This is a genomic window from Ideonella alba (assembly GCF_018069845.1).
GTDB lineage: Bacteria > Pseudomonadota > Gammaproteobacteria > Burkholderiales > Burkholderiaceae_C > Ideonella > Ideonella alba.
On the sequence record NZ_JAGQDD010000002.1, the window covers coordinates 87,654 to 110,854 of the forward strand.

The window sequence follows — 23,201 nt, forward strand, 5'->3', positions numbered from 1 at the left end:
CACCATGCTCAGCAACCAGACCATTCTCGTCACCGGCGGTACCGGCTCCTTCGGCAACACCTTCGTGCCGATGACCCTGGCCAAGTACAACCCGAAGAAGATCATCATCTACTCGCGCGACGAGATGAAGCAATGGGACATGGCCAAGAAGTTCCAGGGCGATCCGCGCGTGCGCTTCTTCATCGGTGATGTGCGTGACCGCGAGCGCCTGTACCGCGCGCTCGACGGCGTGGACCTGGTCGTGCACGCCGCCGCCACCAAGATCGTCCCCACCGCCGAGTACAACCCCTTCGAGTGCGTCAAGACCAATGTGCTGGGCGCGATGCACCTGATCGACGCCTGCATCGACCGCGGTGTGCGCCGCGTGGTGGCGCTGTCCACCGACAAGGCCTCCAGCCCGGTCAACCTGTATGGCGCCACCAAGCTGGCCTCGGACAAGCTGTTCGTCGCCGGCAACTCCTACGCCGGCGGCCACGACACCCGCTTTGCGGTCGTGCGCTACGGCAACGTGATGGGCTCGCGCGGCTCGGTGATCCCCTTCTTCCTGTCGATCCGCGACAAGGGCGAGCTGCCGATCACCGACGACCGCATGACCCGCTTCATGATCTCGCTGGAGCAGGGCGTGGAGCTGGTCTGGCACGCCTTCGAGGACATGGTGGGCGGCGAGATCTACGTCAAGAAGATCCCCTCGATGAAGGTCACCGACCTGGCCACCGCGGTGGCGCCCGAAGCCACGCAAAAGGTGGTCGGCATCCGCCCGGGCGAGAAGCTGCACGAGCAGATGATCAGCCCCGAGGACTCGTTCTACACCTACGAGTACCCGGAGCACTTCAAGATCCTGCCCGCCATCCACAACTGGGACACCACCAGCGAGCGCATCAAGGACGGTGTCAAGGTGCCCGAGGGCTTCGAGTACGCCAGCGACAACAACAGCGAGTGGATGAGCATCGAGCAGCTGCGCGAATGGGTGGCTGCCAACGCCCACAAGATCGGCAACATCTGATGATCCCCTACGGCCGCCAGAACATCACCGACGCCGACGTTGCCGCCGTCGTCGAGGCGCTGCGCTCCGACTGGATCACCCAGGGCCCGGCGATTCCCCGCTTCGAGCAGGCGCTGGCCGAGCGCGTGGGCGCGCGCCATGGCGTGGCGATGTGCAACGCCACCGCCGCGCTGCATGTGGCCTGCATGGCGCTGGGTCTGGGCCCGGGCGACCGGCTCTGGACCAGCCCGATCACCTTCGTCGCCTCGGCCAACTGCGGCCTGTACTGCGGCGCGACGGTCGATTTCGTCGACATCGACCCCCGCAGCTACAACATGGACGTGGTCGCGCTGGAGGCCAAGCTGCGGGCCGCACAGGCCAGCGGCACGCTGCCCAAGGTGGTGGTGCCGGTGCACTTTGCCGGTCAGAGCTGCGACATGGCGGCCATCCGCGCGCTGGGCCAGCGCTACGGCTTTCGCATCATCGAGGATGCCTCGCACGCGGTGGGCGGCAGCTACCTCGGTCAGCCGGTGGGCAACTGCCGCTACAGCGACATCACCGTCTTCAGCTTCCACCCGGTCAAGATCATCACCACCGCCGAGGGCGGCATGGCGATGACCCATGATCCGGCGCTGGCACAGGCCATGGAGCGGCTGCGCAGCCACGGCATCACCCGCGACCCGGCGCAGATGGACGGCGCCCCGGAAGGCGGCTGGGACTACCAGCAGATCGACCTGGGCTACAACTACCGTCTGACCGACCTGCAGGCGGCGCTGGGCCACTCGCAGCTGAGCCAATTGGAGGGCTCGGTGGCGCGCCGCCACGCCATTGCGCAGCGCTACGACGCCGAACTGGCCAGCCTGCCGCTGATCACCCCCTGGCAGTCGCCCGACGCCCACTCGGCGCTGCACCTCTACCCCATCCAGGTCGATCCGTCGCGCACCGCCGTCAGCCGCCGTGCGCTGTTCGACGGACTGCGCGCCGCGGGCATCGGCGTCAACGTGCACTACATCCCGGTGCACACCCAGCCGCACTACCGCCGCCTGGGCTTTGCCCGCGGCGATTTCCCGGTGGCCGAGGCCTACTACGCCAACGCGGTGTCGCTGCCGATGTTCCCCACCCTCACCGAGGCCGAGCAGGGCACGGTCATCGCCGCGCTGCGCCGCCTGCTGGGCTGATGGACGCGCGCGGCCGACGCCTGCTGGTCCGGGCCGATGCCTCGACCACGCTGGGCGCCGGCCATGTGATGCGCACGCTGACGCTGGCCAACGCCTGGCGCGAGCGCGGCGGCGAAGCGCTGTTCGTCTGCCGTGAAGCGCCCGGCCACCTGGGGGATCTCGTCGTCGCGCGGGGCCACGGCCTGCGCCTGCTGCCGCCCGAAGCGGCCGCGCCAGCGCAGGATGCGCTGCAGACCTTGCAGGCCAGCGCCGACTGGCGTGGTGCGACACCGCTGGACTGGGCGTTGGTGGACCACTACGGCCTGGCGGCCGACTGGGAGCGCCCCTGGCGCGGGCCGGCCGCGCGGGTGGCGGTGATCGACGACCTGGCCGATCGGGTGCACGACGTGGACCTGCTGCTGGACCAGAACCTGGGTCGGCAGGCCACCGATTACGACGCTCTGGTGCCTGCCCAGGCGCGCCGCCTGATCGGGCCAGCCCATGCGCTGCTGCGGCCCGAGTTTGCAGTGCGGCGGACAGACAGCCTGGCGCGCAGGGCGAACGGCGAGCTGCGCCACCTGGTGATCAGCATGGGCGGCTCCGACCCGGGCGGTGCCACCGCACGCTGCCTGGCCGCGCTGGCAGCGGCACCGGCGCTGCCGCTGGCGCGCGTCACCGTGGTGCTGGGGCCGCAGGCCCAGACACTGGCGCAGGTGCGCCAGGCACTGGCCGCGTTGCCGCTTCCCACCGAGCTGCGCCTGAACGAACCCGACATGGCCAGCCTGCTGGCCAGCGCCGACCTGGCGCTGGGCGCAGCCGGCGGCAGCGCCTGGGAGCGCTGCTGCCTGGGTCTGCCCACGCTGCTGCTGGTGCTGGCCGACAACCAGGTGCCGGGCGCCCGGGCCCTGGCGGCCCAGGGCGCGGCACTGTCGCTGGGCGGGCCTGAAGAGCTGCCGCAGACGCTGGTGCCGGCGCTGCAGGCGCTGTCCGAGCCGTTGCGCCTGCAGGCCCTGTCGCGGGCGGCGGCGGCGCTGTGCGATGGCCTGGGGGCCGCGCGCGTGGTGCAGGCCCTGCTGGACGAAGGGCCCCGCCGTGAGCACTGAGCGCTTGCGGCCGCTGCGGGCCGAGGACCTGCCGCTGGTGCGCGCCTGGCGCAACCACCCCGCGGTGCGCCAGCACATGTTCACCACCCACGAGATCACGGCCGACGAGCATGCGCAGTGGTTCCAGCGCCAGCAGGCCGACGCCACCCGGCGCCTCTACCTGTTCGAGCGCGACGGCGTGCCCCAGGGCTTCATGCACCTCAGCGGGGTGCAGCCGGGCGGGGTGTGCGAATGGGGCTTCTACGCCGCGCCGGATGCGCCGCGCGGCACCGGCCGGGCGATGGGCGCGGCCACGCTGGCCGAACTCTTCGAGGTCGAGCAGGTGCACAAGATCCGCGGCCAGGTGCTGCAGGGCAACCAGGCGTCGCTGCGCTTTCATGAGGCGCTGGGCTTCCAGCCCGAGGGCGTGCTGCCGCAGCCGTACGTCGGCGCTGACGGCCAGCGACAGGACGTGCACTGCTACGGCCTGCAGGCCGAGGCCTGGCGCGCCACGCGCGCCGGCTGATCAGGGCAGCTCGGCCAGCATCCGGTCCACCCCGGCCTGCCAGTGCGGCAGCACCAGGCCGAAGGCCTGCTGCAGGCGGCGCGTGCCCAGCCGCGAGTTCAGCGGCCGCTGTGCCGGCGTGGGGTACTGGCTGGTGGGGATGGGGCGGATCGCCTCGGGCGCCACCTTCACCGGTCGGCCCTGGGCGCGGGCCCACGCGATCACATGCTGCGCGTAGCCGTGCCAGCTGACCTCGCCGCCGGCCACGCAGTGGTACAGACCCGCCAGCTCGGGCCGCTGCCGCAGCGCGCGCAGCGCGTGCGCGCTGACGTCGGCCAGCAGCTCGGCCCCGGTGGGCGCGCCGATCTGGTCGTCGATCACGTTCAGCGCGTCGCGCTCGGCGGCCAGGCGCAGCATGGTCCTGGCGAAGTTGCCGCCGCGCGCCGCGTAGACCCAGCTGGTGCGCAGGATCAGGTGGCGGCAGCCGCTGGCCTGGATCTGCTGTTCGCCGCCCAGCTTGCTGCGGCCGTAGACGCTCAAGGGGGCGGTGGCGGCGTCCTCATCGCGCGGCGCGTGGCCGCTGCCGTCAAAGACGTAGTCGGTGCTGTAGTGCAGCAGCGTGGCGCCCAGCGCGGCGGCTTCACGGGCCAGCACGCCGGGGGCGTCGGCATTGATCGCCTGAGCCAGTGCGGGCTCGCTCTCGGCTTTGTCGACCGCAGTGTGGGCGGCGGCATTGACGATCACGTCGGGGCGCACGGTGCGCAACGTGGCGGCCAGGGCCTCGGGCTGGCTGAGGTCACCATGCAGTGTGGCGTGGCCGCGCCCGGGGGCGATGAGCTCGCCCAGCGGCGCCAGCGCGCGCTGCAGCTCCCAGCCGACCTGGCCGTTCGGTCCCAGCAGGAGGATCTTCATCGCGCGCTGTAGTGGGTGCCGATCCAGTCCTGGTAGGCACCGCTTTGCACATCGGCCACCCAGGCCGCGTTGTCCAGGTACCACTGCACCGTCTTGCGGATGCCGGTGGCGAAGGTCTCGGCCGGGCGCCAGCCCAGTTCGCGCTCGATCTTGCGCGCATCGATCGCGTAGCGGCGGTCGTGGCCGGGGCGGTCGGTCACATGGGTGATCAGCCGGGCGTAGGCGCCGGCCGGGTCCGGGCGCAACTCATCGAGCAGCGCGCACACCGTGTGGACGATGTCGATGTTGGCCATCTCGTTCCAGCCGCCGATGTTGTAGGTCTCGCCCACGCGGCCGCCGGCCAGCACCGCGCGGATGCCGCTGCAGTGGTCCTTCACGTACAGCCAGTCGCGGATCTGCCGGCCGTCACCGTACACCGGCAGCGGCTTGCCGGCCAGCGCGTTGACGATCATCAGCGGGATCAGCTTCTCGGGGAAGTGGTAGGGCCCGTAGTTGTTGCTGCAGTTGGTGGTCAGCACCGGCAGGCCGTAGGTGTGGTGCCAGGCCCGCACCAGGTGGTCGCTGGCGGCCTTGCTGGCGCTGTAGGGGCTGTTGGGCTCGTAGGCGTTCGTCTCGGCAAACGGCGGGTCGGTGGGCTTCAAGGAGCCATAGACCTCGTCGGTGCTGACGTGGTGGAAGCGGAAGGCGGCCTTCTCGGCAGCATCCAGCGTGTTCCAGAAACCCCGCGCGGCCTCGAGCAGGGTGAAGGTGCCCTCGACATTGGTCTTCACGAAGGCGCCGGGGCCATGGATGCTGCGGTCCACATGGCTCTCGGCCGCGAAGTGGACGATGGCCCGCGGGCGGTGCGTGGCCAGCAGGCCATCGACCAGCGCGCGATCGCCGATGTCGCCGTGCACGAAGACGTGGCGCGCATCGCCGTCCAGCGAGGCCAGGTTGGCGCGGTTGCCGGCGTAGGTGAGGGCGTCGAGGTTGACGACCGGCTCATCGCTCTGCGCGAGCCAGTCCAGGACGAAGTTGCTGCCGATGAAGCCGGCGCCGCCAGTGACGAGGATCATGGGGATGGGCTGGGGCGTCAGTAGACGCGTTCCTTGATGATCTGCTGCAGGTATTGTCCGTAGCCGCTCTTGGCCAGCGGGGCGGCCAGCGCTTCCAGCTGGGCGTCGCTGATCCAGCCCTGGCGCCAGCAGATCTCCTCGGGGCAGCAGACCTTCAGGCCCTGGCGCTTCTCCAGCGTCTGCACGAAGGCGCTGGCCTCCAGCAGGCTGTCGTGGGTGCCGGTGTCCAGCCAGGCGTCGCCACGGCCGAAGCGCTGCACATCCAGCTCGCCCGCCTCCAGGTAGACGCGGTTGAGGTCGGTGATCTCCAGCTCGCCGCGGGCGCTGGGCCGCAGCGCCTTGGCGCGCTCGACCACCTGGGTGTCATAGAAGTACAGGCCGGTCACGGCGAATCGGCTGCGCGGCTGGCGCGGCTTTTCCTCCAGGCTCACGGCGCGGCCGTCGCGGTCGAACTCGACCACGCCGTAGCGTTCGGGGTCGGTCACCGGGTAGGCGAAGACTGTGGCGCCGCGTTCCTGGCGCGCTGCGGCCTCGACCCGGCGACCCAGGTCGTGGCCGAAGAAGATGTTGTCGCCCAGCACCAGTGCGCTGCGGGCATCGCCCAGGAAGTGTTCGCCGATCAGGAAAGCCTGGGCCAGGCCGTCCGGGCTGGGCTGCACCGCGTACTGCAGCGACAGGCCCCAGGCGCTGCCGTCGCCCAGCAGCTGCTGGAAGCGCGGCGTGTCCTGTGGCGTGCTGATCAGAAGGATCTCGCGGATGCCGGCCAGCAGCAGCGCGGACAGCGGGTAATACACCATCGGTTTGTCGTACACCGGGATCAGTTGCTTGCTGATCGCCAGCGTGGCCGGGTGCAGCCGGGTGCCGGAGCCGCCGGCCAGGATGATGCCCTTGCGAGGGGTAGACACGTCGACAACTCCCGTCTGGATGCGGTGGCTGGGCGCCCGGGAAGTGGGGCGTCAAGCCAGTGTAAACACGCACGATCCGGCCAAGCGGCGATAATTGGGGGACATGAACCCTGAATCTCAGGCCGACCAGGCCAGCCCCGCGACCCCGACCGAGTCCGCGCCCCCCGCCCGTTTCGACACCCTGCCGCTGGACGCCAAGCTGCTGCGCGCCGTCGACGACCAGGGCTACGCGACGATGACGCCGATCCAGGCCAAGGCCATCCCCATCGTGCTGTCCGGCCGCGACGTGATGGGCGCCGCCCAGACCGGCACCGGCAAGACCGCGGCCTTCTCGATCCCGCTGCTGCAGAAGATGATGCGGCACGAGAACACCAGCGCCTCGCCCGCCCGGCATCCGGTGCGCGCGCTGGTGCTGGCGCCCACCCGCGAGCTGGCCGACCAGGTGGCCAACAACGTCAAGGCCTACTGCAAGCACACCGGCCTGCGCGCCGCGGTGGTCTTTGGCGGCGTCGACATGAAGCCGCAGACGGCCGAACTGAAGCGCGGCGTCGAGATCCTGATCGCCACCCCGGGCCGGCTGCTTGACCACATCGAGGCCAAGAACTGCGTGCTCAACCAGGTCGAGTACGTGGTGCTCGACGAGGCCGACCGCATGCTCGACATCGGCTTCCTGCCCGATCTGCAGCGCATCCTCAGCTATCTGCCCAAGGGCAACCGCCAGACCCTGCTGTTCTCGGCCACCTTCAGCCCCGAGATCAAGAAGCTGGCCAACAGCTACCTGCATGACCCGGTGCTGGTCGAGGTGGCGCGGCCCAATGCCACCGCCTCCACCGTGGAGCAGCGCTTCTACAGCGTCTCGGATGACGACAAGCGCGCGGTGGTGCGCCAGCAACTGCGTCAGCGCGACCTGAAGCAGGCCATCGTCTTCGTCAATTCCAAGCTGGGCGCAGCCCGGCTGGCCCGCTCCTTCGAGCGTGACGGCCTGCGCACCGCCGCGCTGCACGGCGACAAGAGCCAGGATGAGCGCCTGAAGTCGCTGGCCGCCTTCAAGGCCGGCGAGGTCGACCTGCTGGTGGCCACCGACGTGGCGGCCCGTGGCCTGGATATCGCCGACCTGCCCGCGGTCTTCAACTTCGACGTGCCCTTCAACGCCGAGGACTACGTGCACCGCATCGGCCGCACCGGCCGTGCCGGCGCCTCGGGCGTGGCGATCACGCTGGTCACGCGCGACGACAGCCGGCTGGTGTCGGACATCGAGAAGCTGATCAAGAAGAAGATCGACCTGGAAGCCATCGAGCTGGAGGACGAGCGTCCGCGCCGCCCGCCGCGCCGCCGCGAGGACGAGGACGCCCCGGCCGAGCGCCGCAGCGCCGAGCCGGCGCCGCGCCGCCCGGCGCCCAGCGCGTCGCGCGACCCCTTCTTCGACAAGCCCTACGAGGCCTCCGACCGCGCCGAACCGGCCGCCTGGGAAAAGGAAAAGGCCGCGGCCCCGACCCCGGCGGCGGCGGCCCGCGTGTCGCCCAACATCCGCGCCAAGCGCAAGGTGGCCTCGCTGCTGGGCGGCGGCAAAGCCTGATCGGCGTGCGGCGCACCGGCACCTGGCGTGCGCTGTTCGCCAGCGCGCTGCTCGTCATCCTGTGGCTGGCGCTGCGCCCCAACCCGGGCGGCCCGGACTGGTTTGACCATGCCGACAAGCTGCGCCATGCCGCGGCGTTTGCCGCGCTCTGGCTGGTGGGCTACCGCGCCGGCGGCCGTGGCTGGCGCCTGGCGCTCGGCCTGCTGGTCTTTGGCGGGCTGATCGAGGTCCTGCAGTCGCTGACCCCGGACCGCGAGCCGTCGCTGGCCGATGTGGCGGCCGACGCGGTGGGACTGGCGCTGGGCGCGGTCTGGACCCGTTGGCGCTGATCAGGCCAGCCAGAGAAACACGGCCGGCAGCGTGTCGGGCAGCACCGGTGGCTGGCGCCGCCAGTCGGCCACCGTGCGGGTGGCGCAGAAGCCCCCCGGCGAGGTGAGCCCGCAGGCCAGCGACAGCCGCGTGCCGGGCTGCAGCGTGGCCAGCAGCGCGTCGGCCAGCGCCTGGTTGCGGTAGGGCGTTTCGATCACCAGCTGGGTCTGGCCTTCCTGGCGCGAGCGCTGCTCCAGCGCCTTCACGCGGCGCGCACGCTCGCCGGCGTCCTGCGGCAGGTAGCCTTCGAAGGCGAAGCGCTGGCCATTGAGGCCGCTGGCCGCCAGCGCCAGCGTCAGCGAGGACGCGCCGGCCAGCACCTCCACCGCCACGCCGCGCGCATGGGCCGCGGCCACCAGGCGCGCGCCCGGGTCGGCCACGGCCGGCAGACCGGCATCCGACAGCAGGCCCAGGGCCTGGCCAGCCAGCGCTGGCGCCAGCAGCTGTTCCCAGGCGCGGGCGTCGGTGTCGTCGGCGGGCGCGCCCTTGCGCGGGCGGGGCAGCTCGGTGATGGCCAGGCTCTGCAGCGGCTGCGCCAGCGGCACCACCTCGCCCACCCGCTTCAGGAAGCTGCGCGCCGCCTTGGCGTTCTCGACCACCCAGTGGCCGATGCCGGCCGCCCGGGCGATCGCGCCCTGGCTCAGGACCTCGGTGATCGGGGTGGGGGTGGCGCCCAGGTCCAGCGTGCTGGGCACCAGCACCAGGCGGCCGGCCCCGCTCATCGGGCCTGGCGCACCGGGTCGAGCCCGGCGGCGCGCAGCAGGGCGCTGGTGCGGATCAGCGGCAGGCCGACCAGGGCGGTCGGGTCGTCGGACTCGATCGCCGACAGCAGCGCGATGCCCAGCGTCTCGCACTTGGCGCTGCCGGCGCAGTCGTAGGGCTGCTCCAGGCGCAGGTAGCGCTCGATCTCGTCATCGTCCAGGTCGCGAAAGCGCACGGTGACGGGCACGCGCTCGACCTGCTCGAAGCCGGTATCGGGTCGGACCACCGCCACCGCGGTCTGGAAGACCACCGCGCGGCCGCTCATGCGGCGCAGCTGGGCCACGGCGCGCTCGTGCGTGCCGGGCTTGCCGATCGCCTCGCCATCGACATCGGCCACCTGGTCGGAGCCGATCACCAGCGCCCCCGGATGGCGCGACGCCACCTCGCGGGCCTTGGCCAGCGCCAGCCGGGTGGCCAGCGCGGCCGGGGCCTCGCCGGGCAGCGGGGTTTCGTCGACGCGCGGGGCATCGGCCGTGAAGGGCAGGCGCAGGCGCTCAAGCAGCTCGCGCCGGTAGCGCGAGGTCGAGCCCAGGATCAGCGGGGGCAGGGCGGTCATCGCGGAATTCTCCCATCGGCCCGTACACTGGCGGCATGAAACCGAAGTCGAGGTCACACGACCCCCTGAAGCTGGACATGGCCGCCTTTGCCGGCGACCACGGCGAGCTGGCTGGCGACTGGCCGCTTCAGACGCTGCCGCGCCTGGCCGAGTCGGCGATGCCCGAGGCCTCGGCCGACGCCGTCGTGCACTGGCAGGCCCGGGGCGAGCTGCGTCCGCTGCCCGACGGCACGGCCGAGGTCTGGCTGCAGCTCAAGGCCGACGTGCGCCTGGCGCTGTGCTGCCAGCGCTGCCTGGGGCCGGTGGAAGAGACCGTGGCGCTGGACCGGGCGCTGCGCTTTGTCGCCGACGAGCATCAGGCGGCGGCGCTCGATGCCGAGCTGGAAGACGACGTGCTGTCGCTGGAGCGCGCGCTGGACCTGCGGGAACTGGTCGAGGACGAACTGCTGCTGGCCCTGCCGCTGGTCCCGCGCCACGCCGACTGCCCGCAGCCGCTGCCGCTGGCCGGCGACGACGAACCCGAGGAAGAACGTCCCAACCCGTTCGCGGTGCTGGCGGCGCTGAAGGGCCAGGGCGGGCGCGGCACTGGCTAGCGGCCGGCCCGCATGCTATACTTTCGGGCTTTCCCGACTCAGGGGTGCTGCTGTGGTATGGCCGCAGCAGGGCCGATGGGGTCCGGAAGACCACCCTTTTTCCAACATTCACGGCGGCCGGCCGGGGCAACCCGGTGTCTTGAGCCGCATTGAGCCGCACGCGCGAGTCCTGCCAGTGCGCCGCAACCCGGCGCCGGTGGGTCCAGGCGCACCCAGGAGAGTTCCATGGCCGTCCAGCAGAACAAGAAGTCGCCCTCGAAGCGCGGCATGCACCGCTCGCACAACGCGCTGACCAACCCGGGCACCGCGATCGAGCCGACCACCGGTGAAGTGCATCTGCGCCACCACATCAGCCCGACCGGCTTCTACCGCGGCCGCAAGGTCCTGAAGGGCAAGGCCGAGGCCTGATCCTGAGCATGCTGCCGGGTCGGCATCCCATGCCGAGCCTCGCCGCCCTGAACCCGGACCGGCTGGCGCGTTCGTCGCCCCGGTCCTGCCCTCATCGCCCGCTGCATTGCGCCTGTGCCGCCACGGCCTGGGCGCGTTCGCGCGCGCACTGACGGCTCCGCTCCGCCCGTGACCCATCGCCTGAACTTCCAGCCGCTTGAGCGCGTGCGCCTCGCCGTCGACTGCATGGGCGGTGATCACGGCCCGTCGGTCACGCTGCCGGCCTGCCGCGCCTTCCTCGACTCGCACCCCCACGCCGAGCTGCTGCTTGTCGGCCAGGCCGACGCCCTGCAGGAAGCCGCCAGCTGGAGCCGCTGCACGCTGGTCGAAGCCACCGAGGTGGTGGCGATGGACGACCCGGTCGAGGTGGCGCTGCGCCGCAAGCGCGACTCGTCGATGCGCGTGGCGATCTCCCAGCTCAAGGCCGACGAGGCCGGCGTGGTGCGTGCCGATGCCTGCGTGTCGGCCGGCAACACCGGCGCGCTGATGGCGCTGGCGCGCTACCTGCTGAAGACCCTGGACGGCATCGACCGCCCGGCCATCGCCTCGGTGCTGCCCAATGAGAAGGGCGCCTTCACCACGATGCTGGACCTGGGCGCCAACGTCGATTGCACGCCCGAGCACCTGCTGCAGTTTGCCGTCATGGGCAGCGCCCTGGTGGCCGCGATCGACGGCAAGCCCGATCCCACCGTGGGCCTGCTCAACATCGGCGCCGAGGTCATCAAGGGCTCCGAGGTCATCAAGCGCGCTGGTGAGCTGCTGCGCGCCGCCGGCGCCGACGGCCACATCCACTACATCGGCAACGTTGAAGGCAACGACATCTTCACCGGCACGGTGGACTTGGTCGTCTGCGACGGCTTCGTCGGCAACGTCGCGCTCAAGACCTCCGAAGGTCTGGCCCACGCGCTGGCGCAGTTCATCAAGGAAGAGTTCACCCGCACCTGGTGGACCAAGCTGATCGCGCTGGCCGCGCTGCCGGTGCTGGGCCGCTTCAAGAAGCGCGTCGATCCGCGCGGCTACAACGGCGCGGCGCTGCTGGGTCTGCGCGGCCTGGTCTTCAAGAGCCACGGCTCGGCCGACGCGATGGCCTTCGGCAACGCGCTGGCGCGCGCTTATGATGCGGCTCGCAACCGTTTGCTCGACCAGGTGCACGACCGCATCGTCGAAACCCTCGAGGCGATGCCGGCCACGCCGGCCGACGCCGCCGCCTGACCCCCTTTGCGACAACACCGCGTGGACACGCAACGCTACGCCCGCATCACCGGCACCGGCAGCTGCCTGCCGACCCGCCGCGTCACCAATGCCGAACTGGCCGCCGAGCTGGCCACGCGTGGTCTGGAGACCTCCGACGACTGGATCGTCGAGCGCACCGGCATCCGGGCGCGCCACTTCGCCGCCGCTGATCAGTCGTCCAGCGACCTGGGCGTGACCGCGGCCCGGCACGCGCTGGAGGCCGCCGGCCGGCTGCCGGAAGACGTGGACCTGATCATCGTCGCCACGTCCACCCCGGACATGGTTTTTCCGTCCACCGCCACCATCGTCCAGCACAAGCTGGGCATCGCCGGCTGCCCGGCCTTCGACGTGCAGGCGGTGTGCTCGGGCTTCGTCTATGCGTTGACGGTGGCCGACGCAATGATCCGCACCGGCGCCGCCAACTGCGCGCTGGTGATCGGTGCCGAGGTCTTCTCGCGCATCCTGGATTTCAACGACCGCACCACCTGCGTGCTGTTCGGCGATGGCGCCGGCGCGGTGGTGCTGGAGTCCTCCAGCGAGACCGGACTGCTGGCCTGCAAGCTGCACGCCGACGGCAAGCACCGCGAGATCCTGCAGGTGCCCGGCACCGTCAGCGGCGGCCAGGTGCTGGGTGATCCGCTGCTGAAGATGGACGGTCAGGCGGTGTTCAAGCTGGCCGTGGGCGTGCTCGACGAGGTCGCCCGCGAGGCCCTGGAGGCAGCCGGCCGCACGCCCGCCGACATCGACTGGCTGGTGCCCCACCAGGCCAACATCCGCATCATGCAGGGCACCGCCCGCAAGCTGAAGCTGCCGGCCGAGCGCGTGGTGGTGACCGTGCACGAGCACGGCAACACCTCGGCCGCCTCGATCCCGCTGGCCTTGGACCACGGTGTGCGCAGCGGCCAGGTCAAGAAGGGCCAGACCGTGCTGCTTGAAGGCGTGGGCGGCGGCTTCACCTGGGGTGCCGTGCTGCTTGAGCTCTGAGCGGCCCGCTGCCCGCTCGCCCGAAAGACCCCTCCAAGAGATCCGCCATGAGCACCGCATTCGCATTCGTCTTCCCCGGCCAGGGCTCGCAGACCGTGGGCATGCTCGACGCCTGGGGTGACCACCCGGCCGTGGCCGCCACGCTGGCCGAGGCCTCGGCCGCGCTGAACGAGGACATCGGCGCCCTGATCAAGAACGGCCCGAAGGAGCAGCTGGACCTGACTGCCAACACCCAGCCGGTGATGCTGACCGCTGGCATCGCCTGCTACCGGGCCTGGCTGGCCGAGACCGGCCTGCCGCCGGCGGCGGTGGCTGGCCATTCGCTGGGCGAGTACAGCGCGCTGGTGGCCGCGGGCGTGCTGACGCTGTCTGACGCGCTGCCGCTGGTGCGCCTGCGCGCCCAGGCCATGCAGGAGGCCGTGCCGGTGGGCGTGGGCGCGATGGCCGCGATCCTGGGCCTGGACGCCCAGGCGGTGCGCGAGGGCTGCGCCGAGGCGGCTTCCGCCAGCGGCGAGGTGGTCGAGGCCGCCAACTTCAACGACCCCAAGCAGACCGTGATCGCCGGCACCAAGGCCGGTGTCGACAAGGCCTGCGAGGTGCTGAAGGCCAAGGGTGCCAAGCGTGCGCTGCCGCTGGCGGTGTCGGCGCCGTTCCACTCCAGCCTGATGAAGCCGGCCGCCGAGCGCCTGAAGACCCATCTGGCCGCGGTCACGCTGGCCGCGCCGCAGATCCCGGTGGTCAACAACATCGACGTTGCCGTGGTGTCCGACCCCGACGCCATCCGCGATGCGCTGTACCGCCAGGCCTTCGGCCCGGTGCGCTGGGTCGAGGTGGTGCAGGCGCTGCGTGCGCGCGGCGTGGGCGCCATCCTCGAATGCGGCCCGGGCAAGGTGCTGGCCGGCATGGTCAAGCGCATTGATGCCGAGGCCGCCAGCGCCACCGTCCTCGATCCGGCCTCGCTGGCCGAGGCCCGCGCGCTGCTGGGCTGAACTGCAGGAGCTTCCCCGAACATGAGCGACACCACTTCGCGCCAGGTGGCCCTGGTCACCGGCGCTTCGCGCGGCATCGGCCGCTCGATCGCCGCCACGCTGGCTGCCAAGGGCTTCACCGTCATCGGCACCGCCACCACGGAGTCCGGCGCCGCCGGCATCACCGAGGCGCTGGCCGCCCAGGGCGGCCGCGGCGTCAAGCTCGACGTCAACGATGCGGCCGCTTCCGAAGCCCTGGTCGACGCCATCGTCAAGGAACACGGCGCGCTGCAGGTGCTGGTCAACAACGCCGGCATCACCCGCGACACGCTGGCGATGCGCATGAAGGACGAGGACTGGGACGCCGTCCTGGACACCAACCTGAAGGCGGTGTTCCGGCTCGCCCGCGCCGTGGTGCGCCCGATGATGAAGCAGCGCTATGGCCGCATCATCAGCATCACCTCGGTGGTGGGCGCCTCGGGCAACCCGGGCCAGGCCAATTACGCCGCCGCCAAGGCCGGCGTGGCCGGCATGACCCGCGCGCTGGCGCGCGAACTGGGCAGCCGGGGCATCACCGTCAATTGCGTCGCGCCGGGCTTCATCGCCACCGACATGACCGGCGAACTGCCCGAGGCCCAGAAGGCCGCGCTGCTGGCACAGATCCCGCTACAGCGGCTGGGCCAACCCGAAGAGATCGCCCACGCCGTGGCCTTCCTGGCCTCGCCCGAGGCCGGCTACATCACCGGCACTGAAATGCACGTCAACGGCGGCATGTTCATGGGCTGAAACCCGCAGGCGGGTCCCACCATCACCCCGGGTAGAATCCGGGCCGTTTTGCACCAACCTCCTGGAGGAGTCATGAGCGATATCGAAGCACGCGTCAAGAAGATCATTGCCGAACAACTGGGCGTTCCCGAAACCGACGTCAGCAACGAGAAGGCCTTCGTCGCCGATCTCGGCGCCGACTCGCTGGACACCGTCGAGCTGGTGATGGCCCTCGAAGACGAGTTCGGCATCGAGATCCCGGACGAAGAAGCCGAGAAGATCACCACCGTGCAGCTGGCGATCGACTACGCCAAGAACCACGCCAAGGCCTGAGCGGCCTGCGTCGCTCGGGCGCGCCCTGACCCGAGCGCCCGAACTGACAACGAAGTGAAGAACGCATGACTCGTCGTCGCGTCGTCGTGACCGGTCTCGGGCTGATCAGCCCGGTCGGCAACACCGTCACCGAAGGCTGGGCGAACCTGATCGCCGGCCGCCCGGGCATCGCCCCCATCACCAAGTTCGACGCATCCGGCATCTCGTGCCAGTTCGCGGGCGAGGTCAAGGGCTTCAAGGTCGAGGACTACATCCCCGGCAAGGAAGCCAAGGCGATGGACAGCTTCATCCACTACGGCATGGCTGCGGCCATCCAGGCCGTGCAGGATGCGGGCCTGCCCACCAATGACGCCCTCACCGAGGAGACGGCCGAGCGCATCGGCTGCATGATCGGTTCGGGCATCGGCGGCCTGCCCGAGATCGAGGCCACCACGCGCACCGTGGTGGAGCGCGGTCCGCGCCGGATCTCGCCGTTCTTCGTGCCCGCCTCGATCATCAACATGATCAGCGGCCACGTCTCGATCCGCTTCGGTTTCACCGGCCCCAACCTGGCCGTGGTCACCGCCTGCACCACCGGTCTGCACTGCATCGGTGAGGCCGGCCGCATGATCGAGTACGGCGACGTCGACGTGATGATTGCCGGCGGCTCGGAGGCCACCGTGTCGATGCTGGGCGTCGGCGGCTTTGCCGCGGCACGCGCGCTGTCCACCCGCAACGAATCGCCCGAGACCGCCTCCCGCCCCTGGGACAAGGACCGCGACGGCTTCGTGCTGGGCGAGGGCGCCGGCGTGGTCGTGCTGGAAGAGTACGAACACGCGAAGAAGCGCGGCGCCAAGATCTACGCCGAGCTGCGCGGTTTCGGCATGGGCGCGGACGCGTACCACATGACCGCACCCAACGTGGATGGTCCCAAGCGCTCGATGAAGGCGGCGCTGCGCAATGCCGGCATCAACGCCGACCAGGTGCAGTACCTCAACGCGCACGGCACCTCCACCCCGCTGGGCGACCTCAACGAGACCAACGCGATCAAGCTGGCCTTCGGCGACCACGCGAAGAAGCTGGTCGTCAACTCCACCAAGTCGATGACCGGCCACCTGCTGGGCGGCGCGGGCGGCGTGGAGTCGGTCTTCACGATCCTGGCGCTGCACCACCAGATCTCGCCACCGACGATCAACATCTTCAACCAGGACCCGGAGTGCGACCTGGACTACTGCGCCAACACCGCGCGCGAGATGAAGATCGACCTGGCGGTGAAGAACAACTTCGGCTTCGGCGGCACCAACGGCACGTTGGTCTTCGGCCGGATCTGAGACCGCCACGCACCGGGGCCCACCACTGACGATGCGCGCTGCCCCCACGATCGAGATCCAGGCCGACCTGCGGGGCGGCTGGTGGATCGCGGCGTGGCTGCTGTGGGGCCTGGCCGCACTGGCCTGGGCCGGCACGCTGGCCTGGCACATCGACGCCGAGGGCCTGCCCGGCCTGGACGGTCCGCTCAGCACCTGGCTGCTGGTCGGCCTGGGGGGGCTGGGGGTGCTGACGGCGGCTGTCACGGCGCTGTGGCATGCCCGCCACCACCCGGCTCAGCTGCGCTGGACAGGTACCGAATGGCGCTGCACCCTGCCGGGCCAATGGCAGGTGCGCGCCTCCGATGAGGGTGAACCCGGACAGGTTGATACCGTGATCGACGTCGGCGATGCCATGCTGCTGCGCTGGGAGTCCGAGCCCGCCGACGGCCGACGCCGGCGCCGCGTCTGGTTGCCGGTGGCCCGCTCCAGCCAGGGCAGCGCCTGGCACCCGCTGCGGGTGGCCCTGCGCCAGACCGCCGCCCCGGCGGAGGGACCGCTGGCGTGAGCGCCGAACAGGCGGACGCCGACGCCGCCCTGGTCGACCGGGTCAAACGAGGGGATACCCGGGCTTTCGAGATGCTGGTCGTCAAGTACCAGCGCCGGATCGAGCGTCTGATCGCCCGGATGGTGCGCGACACCGACCTGGTCGAGGACATTGCCCAGGAGACCTTCATCCGTGCCTACCGGGCGCTGCCGCAGTTCCGCGGCGAGAGCGCCTTCTACACCTGGCTCTACCGGATCGCGGTCAACACGGCCAAGAAAACCCTGCTGGAGCTCAAACGCGACCCGATCGTGACCGAATCGGCGTTGGCACCGGTCGACGAGGAGGAAACTTCCGGCCGCCAGGTGGAACCAACCGACATGGCCACGCCCGATGCCCTGCTGGCCAGCAAGGAGATTGCCGCCACGGTGAACGCGGCGATCGAATCGCTGTCTGAGGACCTGCGCCAGGCGATCACGCTGCGCGAGATCGAAGGTTTGAGCTACGAAGAGATATCCGAAGTGATGAACTGTCCGATCGGCACCGTCCGCTCGCGCATCTTCCGTGCGCGCGAGGCCATCGCCGAACGCCTGCGGCCGCTGCTCGACACGCGCGACGGCGAACGCTGGTGACCGGACTGCTAGAAGTGGAAGGTGGAAGTCGATGAAGCCGCAAGTCCAGACCGATGCCGGTGACTCCCTGCCGCAGCGCCTCTCCGCGCTGTGCGACGGGGAAGCCCGGGGGCCCGAACTCGACGCCGCCCTGCAGGCCTGGCGCGACGACGCACCCCAGGCCCGGCAGCGCTGGCATGCCTACACCCTGATCGGTGATGTGCTGCGATCCGACGACCTGTGTCCACGCAGCGCAGGCCATGACGCCGCCTTCCTGGCGCGCTTCCAGCAGCGTCTGGCCCAGGAGCCGGTGGTGCTGGCGCCGAAGCCCGACGCCCGGGCCGTGGTGTCGCGCTCGGCGGTGCGCACCTGGCGACGCCTGAGTGCCCCGATGGCCATGGCCGCTGGCGTGATGACCGTGGTTGGCGTGGCGGTCATGATGCGGCCCGGCGCGCCGGAGTCGATGGCGCCCGCCCAGATGGCCCAGGTGGACCAGGGCGTTCAGCCCGTCTCGACCACCGCTGCGCCGCGCAACGTCGCTGCGGTTGCCCCGGCGGGCAGCGATGTGCTGCTGCGCGATCCGCTGCTGGACCGCTACCTGGAAGAACACCGGCTGCGCTCGCGCGGCGCCACGGTGGCACTGAGCCCGGAGGACGGTGTCCGCCAGGTCGTGGTGCCGGCCCGCTGAGCACGCGCTGCCGATGTCACCGAAGCGTCCCCGCCGTCAGCTCTGTCTGGCCGTCCTTGGCCCGTGCCTGACGTCCGGCCTCGCCTGGGCCCAGCCGGCCTGGCCGCCCGCCCCTGAGGCGCCGCATGATGCGCGGGCCTGGGTGGGCCGCAGCCAGGAGGCCGCGGCCCACCGCAACTACCAGGGCACGCTGGTGGTCAGCGTCAATGGCCTGTCCAGCGCCTCGCGGCTGGTGCATTACAGCGACGGGAACCAGCAGGCCGAACGCATCGAGTGGCTGGACGGTGAGAGCCGCCTGATGATCCGCGTCAACGAGGTCCAGCACACGCTGTGGCCGCGCTCTCGCCTGGCCGTGGTCGAAGCGCGCGACGCCCGCAGCGCCTTTCCGGCGGTCTTTGCCGCCGGCGTGCGGCAGGTGCTGGAGTCCTACGAATGGCGACGCATCGGCCGCGACCGCGTCGCCGGGCTGGACGCCGAGGTCGTGCTGATGCGCGCCCGCGATCCGCTGCGCTACAGCCAGCGCCTGTGGTCCGAGCTGAACAGCGGTCTGCTGCTGCGCGCCGAGATCCTGGCCCCCGGCGGCCAGGTGCTGGAGTCGGTCGGATTCACCGAGGTGGCGCTGGGCGTGCGGCCGCAGATCGATGCGCTGCAGGCACCGCTGCGCCAGCTCGACAACTACCGCGTCGCCAAGGCCACCGCGCTGCCGGTGCGCCTGGAGGCCGAAGGCTGGCAACTGGGTGCGCTGCCGGCCGGCTTTCGCGAACTGCATTGCGTGCGCCGCGTGCTGGGGCCCGCCAATGAGCCGAACGCACCGGTCGTGCTGCAGGCCATCTACGGTGACGGCCTGACCCATGTGTCGGTGTTCATTGAACCTCTTCAGCCCGAGCGACACCAACCCCGGGCCAGCGCTCCGGTCGGTGCCACCAGCACCCTGACCCTGCGCCGTGACACCTACTGGATCACTCTGGTCGGCGACGTGCCGGCCGAGACGCTCCAGCGCTTCGGCGAGGCCCTGGTCCGGCGACGGCCCTGACCTTGGCCGCCCGACCGCCTTGCCGACCTTCCCTGGTCTGCCCACTGTGATGTTCAAGGAGTTCTGATGTCGACGATGTCCCTCGCCTCGCCCCTGCCGCGCGTGCGCCGTACGCTGTCGGCCGCGGCGCTGCTGTGCGCCGCCACGCTGGCGGTGTACGCACCCGAGGTGCCTGCCCAGGTGCGCCCGGGGCCCGATTTCACCGAGCTGGTCGAGCAGACCAGTCCGTCGGTGGTCAACATCCGCACCAGCGAGAAAGCCAAGATCGGCAACCGCGGCTCGCAGCAGCTCGATCCCGGCATGGAGGAGTTCCTGCGCCGCTTCGGCATCCCGGTGCCCAACGGCCGCTCGCCGCGGGGCAACGAGGACGACGCGCCGCAGCGCCGCGGCGTGGGCTCGGGCTTCATCCTGACGGCCGACGGCCTGATCATGACCAACGCCCATGTGGTGGACGGCGCCGACGAACTGATCGTCACGCTCACCGACAAGCGCGAGTTCAAGGCCAAGCTGATCGGCGCTGACGCGCGCACCGACGTGGCCGTGGTCAAGATCGAGGCCAACGGCCTGCCCGCGGTGAAGATCGGCGACGTCAGCCGGCTGAAGGTGGGCGAGTGGGTGATGGCGATCGGCTCGCCCTTCAACCTGGAGAACACCGTGACCGCCGGCATCGTCAGCGCCAAGCAGCGCGACACCGGCGACTACCTGCCCTTCATCCAGACCGACGTGGCGATCAACCCCGGCAACTCCGGCGGTCCGCTGCTGAACATGCGCGGCGAGGTGGTGGGCATCAACTCCCAGATCTACAGCCCCTCGGGCGGCTACGCCGGCATCTCGTTCGCCATTCCCATCGACGAGGCGATGCGCGTGGCCGACCAGCTGCGCAGCAATGGCCGCGTGGTGCGGGGCCGCATCGGCGTGCGCATTGCGCCGGTGAGCAAGGACGTGGCCGAGTCGCTGGGCCTGGGCAAGAACCAGGGCGCGCTGGTGCAGGGTGTCGAGCCCGGCACGCCGGCCGAGAAGGCGGGCGTCGAGGCGGGCGACATCATCACCAAGGTCGACGGCAAGCCGGTCGAGCGCTCGGTTGATCTGCCGCGCATCATCGGCGGCACCAAGCCGGGCACCAAGCTGCCGATCACCGTGTTCCGCCGCGGCACGGCCAAGGACCTGGTGGTCACCGTGGCCGAGCTGGAGCCCGACAACAAGACCAGCAAGGCCCCGGCCGAGCCGGCCTCGTCGCCGGTGAAGTCGGCCCTGGGCCTGACGGTCAGCGACCTGGGCGAGGCCGCGCGCAAGGAGCTGAAGATCAAGGGCGGCGTCAAGGTCGAGTCGGTCGACGGCGCGGCAGCGCGGGCCGGTCTGCGCGAGGGTGATGTGCTGCTGCAGATCGACAACGCGGACATCACCGACGCCAAGCAGTTCACCGCCCTGGTGGCCAAGCTGGACAAGAACAAGGCGGTCTCGGTGCTGGCCCGCCGTGGCGACTGGGTCAGCTACTACGTGATCCGGCCCACCAAGTGATCGGTGCGCGGGCCGCCGCCGCGGCCCGCGAAGCCGGCGGTCATCACCCAAGTGGAAGCCTGGGTCTTTTCACTTGGCGGGATGCCCGCCCTGCGAGTCCGGTCATGGGTGTCAATAGTGAGTATTCGCTGACTTTTGAAGCTCCCGGCATTGACGCTGCCGAGCGCTACAATAGGGCCCGTTTCGACGCTATTTAGGCGCTTGTTTCGCAATAGCCCACGGTCCGTCACGCTGCGATCGCCCGGCATCCGGGCAATGTGCATAAGCTGTGGATAAATACGCTGTTGGCGACCTGCAACGACGCCTGGGCGAACAAATTCGCGGCTTGCGGCGGGGGCCTTTTGGCTACAATGAAGGCCCAACAAGCAGTTGCCATACGTTTTGTTGGAAGGCGCGTCTCACCTTGGACGTGCCTTTTTTTTAGCTCCTACCGGACGCCCGCCAGACGGGGCGTCCGACGCCTCCGACGGACCCGCGTCACCACCCCGGCGGTGACCGCTCCAGGCGCCCAGATCTCCCCATGGACCACATCCGCAATTTCTCGATCATTGCCCACATCGACCACGGCAAGAGCACGCTGGCCGACCGCATCATCCAGCGCTGCGGCGGGCTGTCCGATCGCGAGATGGAGGCCCAGGTGCTCGACTCGATGGACATCGAGCGCGAGCGCGGCATCACGATCAAGGCGCAGACCGCTGCGCTGCACTACACCGCGCGCGACGGTCAGGTCTACAACCTCAACCTGATCGACACCCCGGGCCACGTCGACTTCTCGTACGAGGTGAGCCGCTCGCTGTCGGCCTGCGAGGGCGCGCTGCTGGTGGTCGACGCCTCGCAGGGCGTGGAAGCGCAGACCGTGGCCAACTGCTACACCGCGCTCGATCTGGGCGTCGAGGTGGTGCCGGTGCTCAACAAGATGGACCTGCCCTCGGCCGACCCCGAGAACGCCAAGTCCGAGATCGAGGACGTCATCGGCATCGATGCCACCGACGCCATTCCCTGCTCGGCCAAGACCGGCATGGGCATCGACGAGATCCTCGAGGCGGTGATCGCCCGCATGCCGGCGCCGCGCGGCAACCCCGACGGCGCACCACGGGCGATGATCATCGACGCCTGGTTCGACAACTACGTCGGCGTGGTGATGCTGGTGCGGGTGGTCGACGGCCAACTGGCGCGTGGCGAGCGCATCCGGCTGATGGCGACCAATTCGGTCTACGGCATCGAGCACCTGGGCGTCTTCACGCCCAAGAGCGAGAACCGCGAGCTGCTGAAGGCCGGCGAGGTGGGCTTCCTCATCTGCGGCATCAAGGAACTGGCGGCGGCCAAGGTGGGTGACACTGTCACCATCGAGAAGAAGCTGCCCAACAACGCCGGTCCCGCCAGCGAGGCGCTGCCCGGCTTCAAGGAAATCCAGCCGCAGGTCTTTGCCGGCCTCTACCCCACCGAGGCCTCCGAGTACGATCAGCTGCGCGACGCGCTGGAAAAGCTCAAGCTCAACGACAGCTCGCTGCGCTTCGAGCCCGAGGTCTCGCAGGCGCTGGGCTTTGGCTTCCGCTGCGGCTTCCTGGGCCTGCTGCACATGGAGATCGTGCAGGAACGCCTGGAGCGCGAGTTCGACCAGGATCTGGTCACCACCGCGCCCAGCGTGGTCTACGAGGTCGAGCTGAACGACGGCACCGTGCTGCAGGTCGAGAACCCCAGCAAGATGCCCGACCAGGGCCGCATCCGCGAGATCCGCGAGCCCATCGTCACCGTCCACCTGTACATGCCGCAGGACTACGTGGGCGTGGTGATGACGCTGTGCAACCAGAAGCGTGGCGTGCAGCTCAACATGGCCTACCACGGCAAGCAGGTCATGCTGACCTATGAGCTGCCGCTGGCCGAGATCGTGCTGGACTTCTTCGACAAGCTCAAGTCGGCCAGCCGCGGCTACGCCAGCATGGACTACGAGTTCAAGGAGTACCGCTCGGCCGACGTGGTCAAGGTGGACATCCTGATCAACGGCGACAAGGTCGACCCGCTGGCCATGATCGTCCACCGCAGCCAGAGCCAGTACCGCGGCCGCGCGGTGGCGGCCAAGATGCGCGAGCAGATCCCGCGCCAGATGTACGACGTGGCCATCCAGGCCGCCATCGGCGCCAACATCATCGCCCGCGAGAACATCAAGGCCCTGCGCAAGAACGTGCTGGCAAAATGCTACGGCGGTGACATCACCCGCAAGCGCAAGCTCCTCGAGAAGCAGAAGGCCGGCAAGAAGCGGATGAAGCAGATCGGCTCGGTCGAGGTGCCCCAGGAAGCCTTTCTCGCGATCCTCCAGGTGGACGACTGACCACCCCG

General features: G+C 70.2%; 25 protein-coding genes. 20 read left to right on the forward strand and 5 right to left on the reverse strand.

The annotated features are described in order from the left end of the window. Positions 1 to 4 precede the first annotated feature (4 nt). From pseB to pseH, 4 genes are read left to right on the forward strand one after another with little or no spacing between them, the layout of a single operon-like run. Positions 5 to 1,003, forward strand: a complete 999-nt coding sequence (gene pseB / locus KAK03_RS04030) for a UDP-N-acetylglucosamine 4,6-dehydratase (inverting) (protein ID WP_210851902.1) — start codon at positions 5 to 7, stop codon at positions 1,001 to 1,003. Beyond that, complete coding sequence (pseC, locus tag KAK03_RS04035) at positions 1,003 to 2,160, forward strand: UDP-4-amino-4,6-dideoxy-N-acetyl-beta-L-altrosamine transaminase (protein WP_210851903.1); 1,158 nt, start codon at positions 1,003 to 1,005, stop codon at positions 2,158 to 2,160. The genes pseB and pseC overlap by 1 nt, the downstream gene beginning before the upstream one ends. Continuing rightward, the gene (gene pseG, locus KAK03_RS04040) at positions 2,160 to 3,242 is read left to right on the forward strand and encodes a UDP-2,4-diacetamido-2,4,6-trideoxy-beta-L-altropyranose hydrolase (protein WP_210851904.1); all 1,083 of its coding nucleotides are present in this window, start codon (positions 2,160 to 2,162) and stop codon (positions 3,240 to 3,242) included. The genes pseC and pseG overlap by 1 nt, the downstream gene beginning before the upstream one ends. After that, on the forward strand, positions 3,232 to 3,747 hold the full coding sequence (gene pseH / locus KAK03_RS04045) for a UDP-4-amino-4,6-dideoxy-N-acetyl-beta-L-altrosamine N-acetyltransferase (RefSeq protein WP_210851905.1): 516 nt from the start codon (positions 3,232 to 3,234) through the stop codon (positions 3,745 to 3,747). Before pseG ends, pseH begins: the two co-directional genes overlap by 11 nt. On the opposite strand, the gene rfbD is transcribed toward pseH, so the two are convergent. From rfbD to rfbA, 3 genes are read right to left on the reverse strand one after another with little or no spacing between them, the layout of a single operon-like run. Then, positions 3,748 to 4,638: a dTDP-4-dehydrorhamnose reductase gene (rfbD, locus tag KAK03_RS04050; protein ID WP_210851906.1), complete on the reverse strand. Its 891-nt coding sequence runs from the start codon at positions 4,636 to 4,638 to the stop codon at positions 3,748 to 3,750. Beyond that, positions 4,635 to 5,693 carry a dTDP-glucose 4,6-dehydratase gene (gene rfbB / locus KAK03_RS04055; protein WP_210851907.1) on the reverse strand — a complete coding sequence of 353 codons (1,059 nt, stop codon included), beginning with the start codon at positions 5,691 to 5,693 and terminating at the stop codon, positions 4,635 to 4,637. Before rfbB ends, rfbD begins: the two co-directional genes overlap by 4 nt. A gap of 17 nt (positions 5,694 to 5,710) precedes the next feature. Beyond that, positions 5,711 to 6,598: a glucose-1-phosphate thymidylyltransferase RfbA gene (rfbA, locus tag KAK03_RS04060; protein WP_210851908.1), complete on the reverse strand. Its 888-nt coding sequence runs from the start codon at positions 6,596 to 6,598 to the stop codon at positions 5,711 to 5,713. 103 nt (positions 6,599 to 6,701) lie between these two features. Here rfbA and KAK03_RS04065 point away from each other — a divergent pair, with 103 nt between their 5' ends. Together KAK03_RS04065 and KAK03_RS04070 are read left to right on the forward strand one after the other, a co-directional pair. Continuing rightward, complete coding sequence (locus tag KAK03_RS04065; protein ID WP_210851909.1) at positions 6,702 to 8,174, forward strand: DEAD/DEAH box helicase; 1,473 nt, start codon at positions 6,702 to 6,704, stop codon at positions 8,172 to 8,174. Between the two features lie 5 nt (positions 8,175 to 8,179). Next, positions 8,180 to 8,503, forward strand: a complete 324-nt coding sequence (locus tag KAK03_RS04070) for a VanZ family protein (protein WP_210851910.1) — start codon at positions 8,180 to 8,182, stop codon at positions 8,501 to 8,503. Here KAK03_RS04070 and KAK03_RS04075 read toward each other — a convergent pair whose 3' ends face one another. Then, positions 8,504 to 9,265, reverse strand: a complete 762-nt coding sequence (locus KAK03_RS04075; RefSeq protein WP_210851911.1) for an SAM-dependent methyltransferase — start codon at positions 9,263 to 9,265, stop codon at positions 8,504 to 8,506. Then, positions 9,262 to 9,861, reverse strand: a complete 600-nt coding sequence (locus KAK03_RS04080) for a Maf family nucleotide pyrophosphatase (RefSeq protein WP_310738467.1) — start codon at positions 9,859 to 9,861, stop codon at positions 9,262 to 9,264. The genes KAK03_RS04075 and KAK03_RS04080 overlap by 4 nt, the downstream gene beginning before the upstream one ends. Positions 9,862 to 9,896: 35 nt before the next feature. Here KAK03_RS04080 and KAK03_RS04085 point away from each other — a divergent pair, with 35 nt between their 5' ends. The 14 genes from KAK03_RS04085 (at position 9,897) to lepA (ending at position 23,193) form a co-directional block, all read left to right on the forward strand. Then, on the forward strand, positions 9,897 to 10,454 hold the full coding sequence (locus tag KAK03_RS04085; RefSeq protein WP_210851912.1) for a YceD family protein: 558 nt from the start codon (positions 9,897 to 9,899) through the stop codon (positions 10,452 to 10,454). 225 nt (positions 10,455 to 10,679) lie between these two features. Further along, positions 10,680 to 10,862 (forward strand): 50S ribosomal protein L32, encoded by a 183-nt coding sequence (gene rpmF / locus KAK03_RS04090; protein ID WP_210800878.1) that lies wholly within the window; start codon positions 10,680 to 10,682, stop codon positions 10,860 to 10,862. Between the two features lie 225 nt (positions 10,863 to 11,087). Then, complete coding sequence (gene plsX, locus KAK03_RS04095) at positions 11,088 to 12,113, forward strand: phosphate acyltransferase PlsX (RefSeq protein WP_247660944.1); 1,026 nt, start codon at positions 11,088 to 11,090, stop codon at positions 12,111 to 12,113. A gap of 21 nt (positions 12,114 to 12,134) precedes the next feature. Beyond that, positions 12,135 to 13,118, forward strand: coding sequence for a beta-ketoacyl-ACP synthase III (locus tag KAK03_RS04100; protein WP_210851913.1), 984 nt, complete (start codon positions 12,135 to 12,137; stop codon positions 13,116 to 13,118). 47 nt (positions 13,119 to 13,165) lie between these two features. Continuing rightward, a complete protein-coding gene (fabD, locus tag KAK03_RS04105; RefSeq protein WP_210851914.1) occupies positions 13,166 to 14,107 on the forward strand; it encodes an ACP S-malonyltransferase in 942 nt (313 codons plus the stop codon). A gap of 21 nt (positions 14,108 to 14,128) precedes the next feature. Beyond that, complete coding sequence (fabG, locus tag KAK03_RS04110; RefSeq protein WP_210851915.1) at positions 14,129 to 14,872, forward strand: 3-oxoacyl-ACP reductase FabG; 744 nt, start codon at positions 14,129 to 14,131, stop codon at positions 14,870 to 14,872. A 72-nt stretch (positions 14,873 to 14,944) separates the two neighbouring features. After that, complete coding sequence (gene acpP / locus KAK03_RS04115; protein ID WP_210800882.1) at positions 14,945 to 15,184, forward strand: acyl carrier protein; 240 nt, start codon at positions 14,945 to 14,947, stop codon at positions 15,182 to 15,184. 65 nt (positions 15,185 to 15,249) lie between these two features. Beyond that, complete coding sequence (gene fabF / locus KAK03_RS04120) at positions 15,250 to 16,494, forward strand: beta-ketoacyl-ACP synthase II (RefSeq protein ID WP_210851916.1); 1,245 nt, start codon at positions 15,250 to 15,252, stop codon at positions 16,492 to 16,494. Positions 16,495 to 16,525: 31 nt separating this feature from the next. Beyond that, positions 16,526 to 17,038, forward strand: coding sequence for a hypothetical protein (locus KAK03_RS04125; RefSeq protein ID WP_210851917.1), 513 nt, complete (start codon positions 16,526 to 16,528; stop codon positions 17,036 to 17,038). Next, the gene (gene rpoE, locus KAK03_RS04130) at positions 17,035 to 17,646 is read left to right on the forward strand and encodes an RNA polymerase sigma factor RpoE (RefSeq protein WP_210851918.1); all 612 of its coding nucleotides are present in this window, start codon (positions 17,035 to 17,037) and stop codon (positions 17,644 to 17,646) included. Before KAK03_RS04125 ends, rpoE begins: the two co-directional genes overlap by 4 nt. 31 nt (positions 17,647 to 17,677) lie before the next feature. Next, entirely contained in the window at positions 17,678 to 18,313 is a 636-nt protein-coding gene (locus KAK03_RS04135) for a sigma-E factor negative regulatory protein (RefSeq protein WP_210851919.1), read from the forward strand. 13 nt (positions 18,314 to 18,326) lie between these two features. After that, positions 18,327 to 19,346 carry a MucB/RseB family sigma factor regulatory protein gene (locus tag KAK03_RS04140; protein WP_247660926.1) on the forward strand — a complete coding sequence of 340 codons (1,020 nt, stop codon included), beginning with the start codon at positions 18,327 to 18,329 and terminating at the stop codon, positions 19,344 to 19,346. A gap of 66 nt (positions 19,347 to 19,412) precedes the next feature. After that, complete coding sequence (locus KAK03_RS04145; protein ID WP_310738469.1) at positions 19,413 to 20,864, forward strand: DegQ family serine endoprotease; 1,452 nt, start codon at positions 19,413 to 19,415, stop codon at positions 20,862 to 20,864. Between the two features lie 520 nt (positions 20,865 to 21,384). Continuing rightward, positions 21,385 to 23,193, forward strand: coding sequence for a translation elongation factor 4 (lepA, locus tag KAK03_RS04150; RefSeq protein WP_210851921.1), 1,809 nt, complete (start codon positions 21,385 to 21,387; stop codon positions 23,191 to 23,193). Positions 23,194 to 23,201: the final 8 nt, after the last annotated feature.

Excerpts from the sequence above, each read along its gene's own strand:
- acpP (WP_210800882.1), top strand. The coding sequence starts at position 14,945 with ATGAGCGATATCGAAGCACGCGTCAAGAAGATCATTGCCGAACAACTG.
- KAK03_RS04140 (WP_247660926.1), top strand. The coding sequence starts at position 18,327 with ATGTCACCGAAGCGTCCCCGCCGTCAGCTCTGTCTGGCCGTCCTTGGC.
- fabD (WP_210851914.1), top strand. The coding sequence starts at position 13,166 with ATGAGCACCGCATTCGCATTCGTCTTCCCCGGCCAGGGCTCGCAGACC.
- rpmF (WP_210800878.1), top strand. The coding sequence starts at position 10,680 with ATGGCCGTCCAGCAGAACAAGAAGTCGCCCTCGAAGCGCGGCATGCAC.
- KAK03_RS04075 (WP_210851911.1), bottom strand. The coding sequence starts at position 9,265 with ATGAGCGGGGCCGGCCGCCTGGTGCTGGTGCCCAGCACGCTGGACCTG.
- pseG (WP_210851904.1), top strand. The coding sequence starts at position 2,160 with ATGGACGCGCGCGGCCGACGCCTGCTGGTCCGGGCCGATGCCTCGACC.
- lepA (WP_210851921.1), top strand. The coding sequence starts at position 21,385 with ATGGACCACATCCGCAATTTCTCGATCATTGCCCACATCGACCACGGC.
- KAK03_RS04080 (WP_310738467.1), bottom strand. The coding sequence starts at position 9,861 with ATGACCGCCCTGCCCCCGCTGATCCTGGGCTCGACCTCGCGCTACCGG.
- KAK03_RS04065 (WP_210851909.1), top strand. The coding sequence starts at position 6,702 with ATGAACCCTGAATCTCAGGCCGACCAGGCCAGCCCCGCGACCCCGACC.
- KAK03_RS04135 (WP_210851919.1), top strand. The coding sequence starts at position 17,678 with ATGAAGCCGCAAGTCCAGACCGATGCCGGTGACTCCCTGCCGCAGCGC.
- rfbD (WP_210851906.1), bottom strand. The coding sequence starts at position 4,638 with ATGAAGATCCTCCTGCTGGGACCGAACGGCCAGGTCGGCTGGGAGCTG.
- fabF (WP_210851916.1), top strand. The coding sequence starts at position 15,250 with ATGACTCGTCGTCGCGTCGTCGTGACCGGTCTCGGGCTGATCAGCCCG.
- fabG (WP_210851915.1), top strand. The coding sequence starts at position 14,129 with ATGAGCGACACCACTTCGCGCCAGGTGGCCCTGGTCACCGGCGCTTCG.
- KAK03_RS04085 (WP_210851912.1), top strand. The coding sequence starts at position 9,897 with ATGAAACCGAAGTCGAGGTCACACGACCCCCTGAAGCTGGACATGGCC.
- plsX (WP_247660944.1), top strand. The coding sequence starts at position 11,088 with ATGGGCGGTGATCACGGCCCGTCGGTCACGCTGCCGGCCTGCCGCGCC.
- rfbB (WP_210851907.1), bottom strand. The coding sequence starts at position 5,693 with ATGATCCTCGTCACTGGCGGCGCCGGCTTCATCGGCAGCAACTTCGTC.
- KAK03_RS04145 (WP_310738469.1), top strand. The coding sequence starts at position 19,413 with ATGTCGACGATGTCCCTCGCCTCGCCCCTGCCGCGCGTGCGCCGTACG.
- pseC (WP_210851903.1), top strand. The coding sequence starts at position 1,003 with ATGATCCCCTACGGCCGCCAGAACATCACCGACGCCGACGTTGCCGCC.
- KAK03_RS04125 (WP_210851917.1), top strand. The coding sequence starts at position 16,526 with ATGCGCGCTGCCCCCACGATCGAGATCCAGGCCGACCTGCGGGGCGGC.
- pseB (WP_210851902.1), top strand. The coding sequence starts at position 5 with ATGCTCAGCAACCAGACCATTCTCGTCACCGGCGGTACCGGCTCCTTC.